At 47.2% G+C, this 14,121-nt stretch carries 11 protein-coding genes and 1 pseudogene; 8 read left to right on the plus strand and 4 right to left on the minus strand.

Annotated features, from left to right (window positions below; all coding sequences use genetic code 11):
• Positions 1-22: 22 nt before the first annotated feature.
• Positions 23-934: an NAD(P)/FAD-dependent oxidoreductase gene (locus BN1360_RS17815; RefSeq protein WP_068781193.1), complete on the plus strand. Its 912-nt coding sequence runs from the start codon at positions 23-25 to the stop codon at positions 932-934.
• Between the two features lie 176 nt (positions 935-1,110).
• Here BN1360_RS17815 and BN1360_RS17820 read toward each other — a convergent pair whose 3' ends face one another.
• The gene (locus BN1360_RS17820; RefSeq protein WP_068781194.1) at positions 1,111-1,923 is read right to left on the minus strand and encodes a class I SAM-dependent methyltransferase; all 813 of its coding nucleotides are present in this window, start codon (positions 1,921-1,923) and stop codon (positions 1,111-1,113) included.
• A 209-nt stretch (positions 1,924-2,132) separates the two neighbouring features.
• Between BN1360_RS17820 and BN1360_RS17825 the strand changes: the two genes are divergently transcribed.
• From BN1360_RS17825 to BN1360_RS17835, 3 genes and pseudogenes are all read left to right on the plus strand, one after another.
• A complete protein-coding gene (locus tag BN1360_RS17825) occupies positions 2,133-3,518 on the plus strand; it encodes a DUF4832 domain-containing protein (protein ID WP_068781195.1) in 1,386 nt (461 codons plus the stop codon).
• A 208-nt stretch (positions 3,519-3,726) separates the two neighbouring features.
• A pseudogene (locus BN1360_RS17830) lies at positions 3,727-4,188 on the plus strand (MFS transporter); the annotation flags it as partial.
• Positions 4,185-5,129, plus strand: coding sequence for an MFS transporter (locus BN1360_RS17835; RefSeq protein ID WP_229521037.1), 945 nt, complete (start codon positions 4,185-4,187; stop codon positions 5,127-5,129). The pseudogene BN1360_RS17830 and the gene BN1360_RS17835, both read left to right, overlap by 4 nt.
• A 685-nt stretch (positions 5,130-5,814) precedes the next feature.
• Here BN1360_RS17835 and BN1360_RS17840 read toward each other — a convergent pair.
• Entirely contained in the window at positions 5,815-6,612 is a 798-nt protein-coding gene (locus tag BN1360_RS17840) for a helix-turn-helix domain-containing protein (RefSeq protein ID WP_069188371.1), read from the minus strand.
• Between the two features lie 137 nt (positions 6,613-6,749).
• Here BN1360_RS17840 and BN1360_RS17845 point away from each other — a divergent pair, with 137 nt between their 5' ends.
• A complete protein-coding gene (locus tag BN1360_RS17845) occupies positions 6,750-8,519 on the plus strand; it encodes a glycoside hydrolase family 2 protein (protein WP_068781197.1) in 1,770 nt (589 codons plus the stop codon).
• 125 nt (positions 8,520-8,644) lie between these two features.
• On the opposite strand, the gene BN1360_RS17850 is transcribed toward BN1360_RS17845, so the two are convergent.
• On the minus strand, positions 8,645-9,673 hold the full coding sequence (locus tag BN1360_RS17850) for a nitroreductase family protein (RefSeq protein ID WP_179014924.1): 1,029 nt from the start codon (positions 9,671-9,673) through the stop codon (positions 8,645-8,647).
• A 57-nt stretch (positions 9,674-9,730) separates the two neighbouring features.
• Positions 9,731-10,213, minus strand: a complete 483-nt coding sequence (locus tag BN1360_RS17855; RefSeq protein WP_068781199.1) for a MarR family transcriptional regulator — start codon at positions 10,211-10,213, stop codon at positions 9,731-9,733.
• A 281-nt stretch (positions 10,214-10,494) separates the two neighbouring features.
• Between BN1360_RS17855 and sufC the strand changes: the two genes are divergently transcribed.
• Genes sufC through sufB form a run of 3 tightly spaced genes read left to right on the plus strand, consistent with a single transcriptional unit; the run spans position 10,495 to position 14,072 of the window.
• Positions 10,495-11,322, plus strand: a complete 828-nt coding sequence (sufC, locus tag BN1360_RS17860) for a Fe-S cluster assembly ATPase SufC (protein ID WP_068781200.1) — start codon at positions 10,495-10,497, stop codon at positions 11,320-11,322.
• A 17-nt stretch (positions 11,323-11,339) separates the two neighbouring features.
• Positions 11,340-12,659, plus strand: coding sequence for a Fe-S cluster assembly protein SufD (gene sufD, locus BN1360_RS17865; RefSeq protein ID WP_068781201.1), 1,320 nt, complete (start codon positions 11,340-11,342; stop codon positions 12,657-12,659).
• 15 nt (positions 12,660-12,674) lie between these two features.
• Positions 12,675-14,072, plus strand: coding sequence for a Fe-S cluster assembly protein SufB (gene sufB, locus BN1360_RS17870; RefSeq protein WP_068781202.1), 1,398 nt, complete (start codon positions 12,675-12,677; stop codon positions 14,070-14,072).
• Positions 14,073-14,121 lie beyond the last annotated feature (49 nt).

The raw sequence follows: 14,121 nt of genomic DNA on the forward strand, positions 1-14,121 counted from the left end.
TAACGAGGAGGACGAAGCATTTATGAACAAAGTGGATGTAGCGATTATCGGGGGAGGTCCCGCCGGTTTAAGCGCCGGACTTATGCTGGGACGCGCCAGGAAGCAGACAATTGTGATTGATGAGGGACGTCCGCGCAATGCCGTGACCCGGGAGGCCCATGGGTTTTTAACGCGAGACGGGATCAGCCCGAGCGAGTTCCGACGTATCGCAAAGGAGCAACTGCGTGCTTATCCGTCGGTTTCCCAAGTGGAAGATACCGTGGTATCGATCACGCGGGAGGACGGAAGCTTCTTGCTGAAGACGGCCGCCGGGATGAAGATCGCCAGCAAAAAGCTGCTGTTTGCCGCAGGCATGAAGGATCGCAAGCTTGGAATTCCGGGATTGGCCGAGGTCTACGGAAAGAGTGCATTTGTTTGTCCGTATTGCGACGGTTGGGAATTAAGGGAGGAGCCGCTGGTTGTCATCAGCAGAGGAAATGCGCTCATGCATTTCGCTCCATTGCTGTCGGGGTGGACGAAGCGGTTTACCGTTTGCACAAATGGCCCCGATGAATTGAGTGAGGCTGAACGCAATGACTTGCGGGATCATCATATTCCGCTATTCGATACGCCGATTCGTGCCATTTTATCCTATGAGGGCATGGTGAGCCATGTTCTGCTTGAGGATGGGACAGAAATTCCGTGTACGGGGATCTTCTTCAAGTCGGAACTGGTTCCGGGAACGGACTTGCCGCAGTCCCTTGGCTGCCGCCTATCAGAGACGGGAGTGATCGCCGTCGACGAATTTGGAAAATCCAGTGTCCCTGGTGTTTACGCAGCGGGTGACATGTCTTCACGAATGCATCAATCCATTGCGGCAGCCGCATCAGGAGCTGCCGCCGCGGCTGCAATAAATGGAGAATTAAATCAGGAAGCCTGGAAGCAAACACCATAAATGTTCCGCCCCCAGCTAGCAGCTCTGAACTTTTATCCAGAGCTAATTAAGGGGTCGTTCCATTGCTGGAGTAGGAAGGCTTTAAGGTGAAGAGGCGGTAGTATTCAACCATAAAAAACCAGGGATCCGGGCGAACTTCCCTTGCTTAGATCCCTGGTTTATTACGTTCAGTCGGATTATAGCTTCCTTGCCTTGATGACAAAGGTTACGGGAAGCATCTTGGCTTTTTGGGCAAAATCGTTGTTGTCTCCTCGCGATTGTATGATATCTTCATCCGATTGCTCGATCATTTGCTCAATAACAAACCTGGCCTTTGAGAGTGCATTCACATAGGTTGATAGTTTACGGTCCGACAAGGTTAGGGTACCCTCCTCAAGAGATACCGAATACCAGGATTCATCAAAATAGCATTTTTTAAAAGCAAGACTATCATTTTCTGCAGCAACACATTTGTGAATAGGGTGGGACCAACTGAAAATAAATACGCCATCTTGTTTTAAATAAGAAGCGATGCGGCCAAAGGTACCTTCCAGATCGGTGGTCCAGCCTATGGCATAAACCGAATAAACAAAGTCAAAATAATCCACCGGTATGCCGCATTCCTCTTCCATGGGAGAACAGATAAATTGAGCTGAAAGGCCGCAGTCCGTCAAATGCTGCTTTGCCTTCTCGATTTGTTGTTCAGATATATCCAAAGCCCATAGTTCAGATGCATTGCGTTCCCCTTGATATTGCAAGGAATGACCAGTTCCACAGCCGATCTCCAGCATCTTTTTTCCCGAGACATCACCAAATAGCTGGCATTTTTCTTCTGAGACAAAGGCTCCATAGTAAGGAAGCGAGGTTGCCCCTAAGATGTCATTTCCTTTTGTATCCCAGAAAAGGCTGTTTGTTTGGTGAATAGATTCCCTGTCCATCTCAACCGAGATAGCACTGCCAACTTCGCCAGCGCCTATAATGTTTGGTCTATAAACCGAATTCTTGTCCATTCCAACACCCTCCACAAAATAAAATACGAACATTTGCTCTGTTAATCCCTAATCTACCATTTTTATAGGAACAAATCTACACCGGAATATTCCATAATACGTCCTATCAAAAATAGTAAAAAGAACAAAAGTAAAATCAATAAATTGATATTGAGCTGCTGTTCGGTTCATTTATGATTAAAGTAACGAACCCGGAAGGAGTGGAAGGAATGAGTACTTGCAAAGTCATGGTTACAAGACCTAAATTAATCGACAATGTTCTGATGAACCCCGGAATCGGATTTACGACTTTTCAACGCTTTAATGGAGACAAATTGAACGAAGGAAAACGTTGGACAGAGGGATCCCCCATTGTATATCAAGACTTCGATGGAAACCTGGAGAATGAAAATCATCCAATGACTTCAATCGCTTATTTCAGGATTTACTGGAAATACATAGAGCAGGAAAAGGGCAGCTACAATTGGGAGCTCATAGACAAGGCCCTCGCGACAGCCCGGCAGCGCAAACAAACGCTAATGCTTCGAATAGCCCCTTATGGTGCTAACGAAGAAGAAGACGTTCCCGCTTGGTATCGGGAATTACTAGGGAAACCGCCCGAGAAGTTTGATGGGCCAGGTTGGATGGTTGATGCGGAAGATCCGACTTATGCCGAGTATTTCGGAGACTTTATCCGCGCCTTGGGCAGAAGATACGATGGCCACCCGGATATGGAAAGTGTGGATCTCTCCATTGTAGGCTCCTGGGGGGAAGGCATCGGTTCAAATCTGCTAACCCGTACAACAAGAGAGGCGCTGGTCGATGCCTACACGGATTCCTTCAAAGAAACACCGCTTGTGATGCTGCTGACCGATAAGAAGACGAACGGCTACGGCTTGTCTAAAGCTAATGTAGGCTGGCGTGTCGATTGTCTGGGGGATGTGTGCGGCAAAGCGTGGGATTTCTCGGATGACTGGTCGCATATGAACGATTATTATCCGCAGCAGCTTATACGCTCAGGCATGCAGGACGCGTGGAAGAAGGCTCCCGTTTCGCTGGAGGTATGCTGGGTGGTTCAGCACTGGAAGGATATGGGGTGGGATATCGATTACATTATTGATCAATCGTTGAAATGGCATATCTCATCCTTTAACGCAAAGTCTTCACCGATCCCCAAGGAATGGGAGCCCAACGTGGATCGTTGGCTCAAAAAAATGGGCTATCGTCTGGCCTTACGCAAGTTCTCATTCCCTGAGACGGTAAAACCGGGCGGCAAGCTGGCGTTTGCTTCCTGGTGGGAGAATCTGGGCGTCGCTCCTTGCTATAAGAAATTTCCTTTAGCTCTGAGACTTAAAGGCGAGCGAGCGACACAAGTTTTTATCACGGATGCCAATATCTGCGAGTGGCTCCCCGGGGACAGCCTTTTCGACAGTAACGTATGGATTCCGGCAGATATGCCACTGGGCAGTTATCAGCTTGAGCTTGCTATTTTGCATGGGCATACCCATCGGCCCGCCGTTCAACTGGCCAATACCGGCCGACAACCGGACGGTTGGTATCTGCTTGGCAACGTAGAAGTGCAGCTTGAGCTTGAATCGCCTGATGCAATCGAATAACAGTAGGGGAACAGGAACATATATGCATAAAACCGCGTAAAATCGCGGTTTTTTATTTTGCGCCAGATTTAAACCTCGGTGAAAATAATACTATAGTTATAAAATCGGATATTTTTGTTATGTTAATTTGAATAATTGAAACTATAATTATAAATATCGTGATCTGCGATTAAAGAACAGAAAAGGAAATAGAAATGGAGAGGAATGGATGGTTTCGATTTTACTTATTATCATTTATTTGGCATTTATTAGTTTGGGATTGCCGGATTCCCTAATTGGATCTGCCTGGCCTGTAATGCAATCAGAATTCGGTGTTCCTGTTTCTTATGCCGGATTGATTACTATGATTATTGCCTGCGGAACCATTATTTCCAGCTTGCTTTCCGATAAACTCACCAGGAGGCTTGGAACCGGACTCGTAACGGCAATCAGTGTTTTGTTGACAGCGGCGGCTCTTTTCGGCTTCTCCATATCACATTCGTTTGTCTGGTTATGTTTATGGGCGATCCCTTATGGTCTTGGCGCAGGGGCGGTTGACGCCGCACTTAATAACTATGTTGCTCTGCACTATGCTTCCCGCCATATGAGCTGGCTTCACTGCTTCTGGGGTGTTGGCGCGGCTGTCAGTCCCTATATTATGAGCTATTATCTGACGGGCGGGTTTTGGTGGGATTATGNTCCATATCACATTCGTTTGTCTGGTTATGTTTATGGGCGATCCCTTATGGTCTTGGCGCAGGGGCGGTTGACGCCGCACTTAATAACTATGTTGCTCTGCACTATGCTTCCCGCCATATGAGCTGGCTGCACTGCTTCTGGGGTGTTGGCGCGGCTGTCAGTCCCTATATTATGAGCTATTATCTGACGGGCGGTTATGGGTGGAATAATGGTTATCGCACGATCGGCATCATTCAGATTATATTGACTGTGATCCTCTTTATCAGTTTGCCGTTGTGGAAGAATAGAAATGCAGAGAACTCTAAGGAAGAGATTTCATCTAAGCCGCTAAGTTTGCAGCAAGCTGTTCGAATAAACGGGGTTCCTCTTATTCTAGTTGCCTTCTTCTCATATTGTGCACTGGAACAAACAACCATGCTTTGGGCAAGCAGCTATCTGGTACAACATCGGGGAGTAGATATTAATGTAGCCGCTCGTTTTGCATCCCTGTTTTTCCTTGGAATTACATTCGGTCGCTTCCTTTCTGGATTCATCGCTGATCGATTGGGCGATAAGTTATTGATTCGCATCGGAATCTTCACATCAATGGCAGGCATCATTTTCATTGCCTTACCCGTAACAACGGATGTACTGGCGTTAATTGGGCTAATTATCGTTGGACTGGGGTGTGCGCCTACTTATCCTGCGATTATTCACTCTACACCGTTCAATTTTGGCAAAGAAAATTCACAGGCTATTATCGGTATCCAAATGGCAAGCGCTTATGTCGGCACAACCTTTATGCCTCCGCTTTTTGGCTTCATTGCAGCCCATGTTAGCATAGGCTTGTATCCTTTATTTTTGATTATTTTGGCAATTCTAATGTTATTCATGTCGGAGAAGTTAAACAAAGTGGTAGCAGAAAGAGAAGCTGCAAAATTACAACCCCAATGAAATGACGAGCGCTACAGTTTACTATCAAAAAATAATAAAGCTGTTCACTTTACTCACCATAGGCTCCGCGCGTACGTAGTACGGGGCTGAGATGGTGAGTCTTTTTTTGTTCATCTCCCCAACGCATGAAACTCAACCCTTCATCTTCTCTTTAAATGAGAGATTCAGCGATATCATCCTCAATCACCTCCACACTTATTTACTTAAATCTCATTTTCTACATATTCAGATAAAAAAAGAGTTTATTTGGAGCGAAACAAACTATTTCCAATCCAATTTGTGGTAAAGTATTCTCTCTGATGCTAGAAAGTCTAGGCGGATTTGCGACTTCCGCACAAGCCGCCGGTTTTCAGCTTAAGCCTACAGCGAGCGCATATGCGAAAGCCTTATTCAGCAAAGTGAAGGACAGCAGTGGTTCATCGAGGAAGTCGAGAGGCTGCTTAACATCCAGGAGAAGAGCTTGAACACCATCCAAAGCCAGGAGGACCTGAATCAGATCCTGACCTTAGGCCTGTACAATAAGGAACAGGAGCTAAGCCCAATCTATGGGCTTAGCTCCTGTTTTAATTAATACCTTTTTTCCATAACTTCTATAGCAATTTGCATCCCCAAGAAGAAACTTTGGAATTTCGATGTAGACGGGAAAGATCACTTCCTATTTTTAACAAAACCCAGTGCTTGCAGTTTACGGCAGCTCGGCAACATCAGGCCTTTCTCTGTATTCACTTGGCGTTAGTCCTATGAACTTTTTGAATTGCCGCATAAAATGCACATCGTTCTCATAACCACAAATTCCAGAAATATGGCTGATCGTATACGATGTGTTCTTCAGTAAATAGGAGGCATACCCTAGTCTGTTAAGGATAATATCGTAAATTACCGACACGCCAAAAATTTGTTTGTAGATATGCTGAAAATAAGATCGACTCATCTTCATCTTATCCGCCAAGAACTCGACAGTGTACCAGGTAGATGGGGAACTGAAAACTTCATTTCTCAGATTCAGGAACTGATCATAGTATTTGCTGATCTGATGATGTGGCTCCAGATGATTTCGTATATCGCTAAGCTTCATGAACAGACAACGAATGGTATAATCGATGATCTCATGTCGAAAGGTTCCATTCTGTAAATTCTCCCAATGAATCTCATTCACTTTTCTGGAAATATAAAAGGGGTCATAGGCTTTGATTAAGGTATCTAGAGGCAGATTCAATCGATCAAAAAAATCGTCTGCGGCCTCCATTTCAAAATGGAACCAGTCATGAACCAGAGGTTGTTCGGTATCCCGGTAGAAATACGGGCTGTTTTTGTTAAAAATAATAAAGCTATTGGGTTCAACAAACACATTCTGCGATTGCACCCTAAGCTCCATTTTGCTGCGAAAGAGTAAAAATACGTAATCCCCGGAGCCTTCCGGGCGATCGACCGTAAAGCCTTCCGGATGAATCACATGATAACCGCATCGCTTCAAATGTATCAATCAAGTCCACTCCTCAAAAGGATAATAGATCAGTTATTAGATAGGATAAGTCATTTCCTTTCTCTATACAAGATAGTAATCTGTGATAAGAAATACAGAGTATACTTCAGTGATTAGAGAGAGGATAGGTGCCTAAAATGTCCACAGCAGCTACGAAATTTTATATAAAAAACTATCCAAGACCCCAATTTGTACGAAATAAGTGGGTGGATCTGAACGGGGAGTGGGATTTCAGTTTCGATGATGACGAAGTTGGGGTTGCTGAACGTTGGATGGACCATTTTCCGGCCGCACTCCAAATAAACGTTCCATTTACCTATGAAACCCGGGCGAGCGGGATCGGTGAGGAGAAGTTCCATGCGCAGGTCTGGTATCGCAGAAAACTGATACTGTCCCCTGAGGCGGAAGGGAAACGAACAATCCTGCATTTCGAAGGCGTCGATTATAAAGCCACCTGTTGGGTGAACGGTAGTTATGCGGGAGAGCATGAAGGGGCATATGCTCGGTTCTCCTTTGATATTACCGACCTGCTGGCTCAAGACGCTGAAAATGAAATGGTGCTGAAAGTGGAAGACAGCGATAGCTGTTTGCAGCCTCGAGGCAAGCAGCGCTGGGCCGGGCGGAATCATGATTCGTTTTATGTGCAGACAACTGGCATTTGGAAAAGCGTCTGGCTTGAGCATGTCCATGAAACCCGCCTGGATATGGTGAAAACGACGCCGGACATCGACGCCCAAAAGGTGCGGTTTGACTTTCGCTTTAACGGTACAAAGAAGAAAAATAATCTGCGGCTGGAGACCGAAATTACATTTAAAGGGGAGACAGTAAGAAAGCTGAGCCTTTCGGTGGACAGAGCCTGGCTTATGGTGGAAACCGGCATGATGAGCGGCATCAACGGACCTTGGCTGCAAAACCTGTGGTCCCCGGACCATCCTAATCTATTTGATGTGGAGTTTGTGCTGTATGAAGGAGAACAAGAGATCGATCGGGTGGGCTCCTATTTTGGCATGCGCAAAATCTCGATCAGGGATGGCCAAATCCTGCTGAACAATATTCCCCTTTACCAAAGATTGATCCTGGATCAGGGCTACTGGACCGAAAGTCATCTGACACCGCCGTCGGAAGAAGCGCTGATAGAAGATATCGAGGCGATTGCCCAGATGGGCTACAACGGTTTGCGCAAGCATATGAAAATTGAAGACGCCAGGTTCCTGTACTGGTGTGATGTCAAAGGCATGTTGGTCTGGTCCGAAATGGCGGCTGCTTTTGAATATAACGACGAAGCTGTGGAGCGTTTTACCAAGGAATGGATTGAGGTTGTACAGCAGCAGTATAATCATCCCTGCATTATTACCTGGGTACCCTTTAATGAATCCTGGGGCATTCAAAATATTATCCATGACGACCGGCAGCAAAAATTTACGGAGGGCATTTATTATTTGACCAAATCGATCGATCCTTATCGTCCAGTCATCACCAATGATGGATGGGAGCACACTATTTCTGATATTTTGACGCTTCATGATTACGTGGAGCGAGGCGAAGATTTGTATGAAACCTACAAGGATAAAGACTCGATTACGGGCAGCATCGGTACGTACAACGAGTGGAAATTTGCGTTCGCCCAAGGCTACAGTTATAAAGGCCAACCGATTATGATCAGCGAGTTTGGAGGGATTGCTTTCAAGAGCGAGCATGGCTGGGGTTACGGTAATCAGGTTGATAGTGAGGAAGCTTTCCTGGAGCGATTCGGCAGCATAACAAGAGCGATCAAAGCAATTCCGTTTATTTCCGGCTACTGTTATACGCAGATTACAGATGTGCAGCATGAGGTCAACGGCCTGCTTACCGAAGACCGAAAACCGAAAGTGGCACCGGAAAAGATCCGGGAGATCAATTTGGGATAGAGAAGCTATTAAAGAATGCAGGGTTAGTAGGATGACGACAAACAGTCCCCCTTCCGCTAGGGGAGACTGTTTTTTCTTTGGGTCAGGGTGCTAATTCCGTTTCATACGAGATATTTAATATCCCCTCATAGCTGCGTGATGTTAAGGAATGGGGAAGGGGAGGAGTGCGAGCCCGACGGTCGATCGTCTTCTCTGAATTCCAGAACCGCCACGATCCGCTCGCCCGGCTGAATGCCAAACGGCTCACACTGATTCGGGTCATAAATCCAATTCGGTATTGATCGGCGCGAGTACCATGATCTGGATTTAGCCAACAGTTGGACGTTCTGGATCAAACAGCAGACCGCCGCGTAATCCTCCTCCTGCTTGTGGGGATCAACTTCTTGCTTGGCTACAATAAGGAGAAAAGCTGATGATGCATTTCCGGATGAATCCGAGAGTTTTGTGGCAGCGAGGCTGCCCGTCACATGGATAAAGCGCCATGGCTCCCTTAGTCCATCGTTTGGTGCCCAGACGGCATCATTCAGCACTTCAAGAATGCTCGGCACCGCAATGCGCACGTGACCCGGCTGAAGCTCATCCGCTTTCCCACCGCCGATTGCAGTCCATTTCTGCTCCGCCGGCGTTCTTCTTCGGGCTCTCGGTGCTTTATCGAAATACCCTATATGCAAAATCCCGGCAAATCTTTCACCGGTCTGCAATCCGATTTCTGCAAGAAACGCCTCGCTATGAAACATAGGGTCCGTATCCCATAGCGCGCCCAACCCGCGATGCCAGGCAAGCAGCTGAAAATTTTGCATTACACTACAGACTGCAGCGTAATTTTCGTCGCTCTTCCGCCGATCGGAGGCAGACTCGGCAATGAAGATCAGGTGAGCGGGAATATCCGTTATTCGTTTGACGAAGAAATCGATCATTTTAGCGGGGATGAGCTTACCGAAGCGGCTTTCCTTCATCTTGGCCATCATGCTGTCCACCAACCTATGGCACGCCTCAGGTGTATTCGCGATAAGGCAGCGCCAGCGCGGCGCGCCTTCAGCTTCGTATAGACTGGCCGCATCATTCATCAAGGATACGACCAGTTCTGGCGCTACCGGTGTTGTGTTAAATCTCCGGATGGTTCTGCGTTCTTTGATCGCTTGGGGATAATCCAATATAATTCCTCCTTGCTAAATTTGTTTACTAGTAAACAATAATACCAAAAAATTTTTTTATCTCTTGTCTACATACCGGGACATACCTTGAAAAAACTTGAAAATCGTCTGCAGCTCGCTTTCGGAGTAATCTCCCAAAAATTGTATAAAGCGCTGTTCCTCCTCTTCATGCAAATCCCGATGCAAATCGTACATCTGCTTCCCATGGGGCGTTAGACGAAAATACACCTCTTTACGATTGTCGTTCAGCTGGGTCCGGCGAATGAGGTCAAGCTCAAGCAGCTTCTTACTGATCTTGGTAATGCTTGCCTTGGACAATTTTAATTTCTCTGCAATCGCGGAATGATTAATCGGTTCATAATGGCCGATGCAATCCAGCACATGGATAGTCGATAAATTACCTGGGATGCTTTTCAATTGCCGGAGCTGCACCATATCTTGAATCTCTTTAAGTTCAAGCTCCATTCGCTGTTCATGCAAATGAGAGAAGTGAAGCAACTGTTCATAAATTAACGCCTTAATATTGACAGGATAATCCATTGATTCGGAATCACACTCCATATTGTTAACTCGGAAATTAAAATATCACAATTTAACGGATTCAGCAAGTGCCGCAACCAAGGTTTTTCTCAAATCATCATTGACATTGAGAATCATTATCACATATTATGTTTACTAGTAAACAAAACAAAAGTGTTCTGGGGAGGTATGGTAACGGAAGCCTAAAAATGATGAGTATAAGATCAAACGGATATGTACCTGGTCAGCAGTTTTGTAAGAATACGGGTTGAATGAGGCAAATGAAAAGGAGTGGCGATGAAATGACAGTGAACCTGCGAATCGAACATTTAAAGGCGGCAGTAGAAGGCAAAGAGATCCTGAAAGGTCTGAACCTTGAGGTGAATGGCGGAGAAATTCATGTTGTAATGGGACCGAATGGAACGGGGAAGAGTACATTGGCCTCAGCTTTGATGGGGCACCCCAAGTACGAAGTGACAGAGGGGATTGTTACACTTAACGGGGAAGATCTGCTGGAGATGGAAGTGGATGAAAGGGCCCGGGCAGGATTATTCCTGGCTATGCAATATCCGAGTGAGATCACCGGGGTCACGAATTCTGACTTCATGCGCAGTGCGATCAATGCAAGGCGTGAAAAAGGCCAAGAGCTTTCGTTAATCAAATTTGTACGGATGATGGAAGCGAGCATGCAGACGCTGGAGATGAACCCGGAATTTATGCATCGTTACCTGAACGAGGGTTTTTCCGGAGGGGAGAAAAAGCGGAATGAAATTTTGCAAATGCTGATGCTCGAACCGCCTTTGGTCATATTGGATGAAATCGACTCCGGTCTGGATATTGATGCGCTGCGCATCGTTGCTGAAGGGGTCAACGCTTTGCGCAGCCCAGACCGCGGATTTTTAATTATTACGCATTATCAGCGACTGCTTAATTATATCAAGCCGGACTTCGTACATGTAATGATGCAAGGAACCATCGTAAAATCCGGGGGGCCGGAATTGGCGGAGCGGTTAGAAGCCGACGGATATGAGTGGATCAAAGAAGAACTGGGGATTACAGAGGAATCTGCTGCTCCGGACGAAGAAGAATCGTTTCAAATGCCAATGCAAACCAAGTCACCGCGTATCTGAAAGGAGAGAGCCGTAACATGACAATGAACAGTGCAGAGAACCGGGCATCAGAACAAGTTCGCTATGAAGCAGACCCGGATTGGCTGACGATGTTGAGGAAGAGAGGCCTGGATGCCATCAGTACCCTGCAGTTGCCCAGGCTGGAGAAGACGAATTTGCAGCGCTGGCCTTTACCTCAGCAAGGCGTATACCGCAAGCCAGAGCTATTGACATTTCTCGAAGAATTACCGGAATCCATCAGAAAATGGGTGTACTCTGACAATGTACTGGTACAGCAAAATTCAGGCCCTTTGATCAAGCACTTGACGGAAGGGCTGGGGGAGCAAGGCGTTATTTTAACCGATTTGGAAACAGCGGCCCGGCAATATCCGGAACTGGTTAAGCCCTATTTGATGCAAGCCGTGAAGACGGAGGAGAATCTGCTTACCGCGCAGCATGCCGCACACTGGAGCGGCGGAGCCTTTATTTACATCCCTAAGGGGGTTCATGTGGAGGCCCCGCTGCAGACGCTATTTTGTGTAGATGAATCCGATACGCTCTTTATGCCGCATGTATTGGTGGTAGCCGAGGAGGGCAGCTCCGTAACACTGGTGGAGAATACCATGTCCTCCTTAAGCAAGATTGTGGCGGTGAACCAAGCCGTTATGGAAGTATTCGTCGGCGAAGGGGCAAAGGTCCATGTCGTGTCATTGCACCAACTGGAAAGAGACTTGATCGACCTGACGTATCGACGCGCCATTGTTGAACACGACGGACAGGTCAACTGGTTGATTGGCGAAATGAATTGGGGCAAGACGATGAGCGATACAGTATCCGTGCTCCAAGGCGAAGGGGCTGGTTCGGATTTAAAGTCCATCTTGGTAGGATCCGGTCGTCAGACGATGAATATTACAGCCCGGACGGTTCATATCGGCAAGAATTCGCCAAGCGATATGGTAATCAGAGCGGTGATGAGAGAGCAGTCAACCGCCATATTAAACGGAATCACCAAAATTGAAAAGGGGGCAACAGGCGCGAACGGACAGCAGACCGAAAAAATATTGATGCTGCATCCCGAGGCGCGCGGCGATGCCAATCCGATCCTGTTGATTGATGAAGACGATGTGAAAGCCGGACACGCCGCCAGCGTCGGACAAGTTAATCCGGAACAGCTGTATTATTTGATGTCCAGAGGAATTAGCCGGGTGGAGGCGGAGCAGCTAATCGTATATGGGTTCCTTGCTCCCGTCGTGGCCGAAGTACCGCTGGAAGGTGTAGCCACCCAGCTGCAAGCGCTTGTGGAGCAGAAGCTGGGACAAATCAAGGAATCGGATCAAGCAAGCATATTTGCTGAATAAGGAGGATGAGAACATATGGCCAAGGAAATGGTGGAGCTGGGAGAATATCAATACGGCTTCAAAGATGCGCATCAAGCAGTGTTCCAATCCGGTAAGGGACTGACTCGTGAGATCGTTACTACCATCTCGGAGATGAAGGAAGAACCCGACTGGATGCTCGACTTTCGGCTAAAGGCGCTGGAAGTGTTCCAAAGTATGCCGATGCCTGCATGGGGGGGCGATTTGGGAGCCCTGGATTTCAATGATATCCAATATTATGTCAAGCCTTCCGAGAAGCAGGGCAAAACTTGGGAGGAAGTGCCGATCGAGATTAAGCAAACCTTTGACAAGCTTGGCATACCGGAAGCGGAACAGAAGTTTCTTGCCGGGGTGTCGGCTCAGTATGAATCCGAAGTCGTCTATCACAGTATCCAACAAGAGCTGGAGGAACAAGGGGTTATATTTACAGATACCGACACAGCGCTGCGCGAGCATCCCAAACTGCTGCGTCAACATTTTGGCACCATTATTCCGCCAAGCGATAATAAGTTTGCCGCACTGAACAGCGCGGTATGGTCCGGAGGAAGCTTTGTTTATGTTCCGAAAGGGGTAAAATGCGAGGTTCCTTTGCAAGCTTACTTCCGCATCAATTCGGAGAACATGGGACAATTCGAAAGAACGCTCATTATTATGGAAGAGGATAGCTTTGTCCATTATGTAGAGGGCTGCACGGCACCGATCTACAGCACGAACTCGCTTCATAGTGCCGTTGTAGAGATTATCTGCAAGCGAAATTCCCGGGCGCGATATACAACTATTCAAAATTGGGCGCCCAATATTTATAATATGGTGACAAAGCGGGCGATAGCTGAAGAAAACGCAACCATGGAATGGGTGGATGGCAATATTGGCTCGCGGCTGACGATGAAATACCCTTCCGTAGTGTTAAAAGGACGCGGATCAAAGGGGAACATGCTCTCGATTGCGGTCGCAGGCAAGGGGCAGCACCAAGATGCCGGGGCCAAAATGATTCATCTGGCTCCGGATACGACATCGACCATCATATCAAAATCGATCAGCAAACACGGTGGTAAAGTGACGTACCGAGGTTTGGCTACTTTTGGACGAAAAGCTTTCGGCGCCAAGTCTAACATCAAATGCGACACGCTTATTCTCGATAATGAGTCCACGTCAGATACGATACCTTATAACGAGATCATGAACGACAATATCACGCTGGAACACGAAGCGACTGTCTCCAAGGTATCCGAGGATCAGCTCTTCTACTTGATGAGCCGAGGCCTGTCCGAGGAAGAAGCGACCCAGATGATCGTGATGGGCTTCATCGAGCCGTTCACGAAAGAACTGCCCATGGAATATGCGGTGGAAATGAACAGGCTCATCAAGCTGGAGATGGAAGGCAGTATTGGGTAAACAGCCGATCCCCCCGACGTTCCAGCCCGTCCGGGCAATGCTTGGAATG

Origin of the sequence: Paenibacillus sp. GM2 (assembly GCF_900069005.2) — a bacterium.
GTDB lineage: Bacteria > Bacillota > Bacilli > Paenibacillales > Paenibacillaceae > Fontibacillus.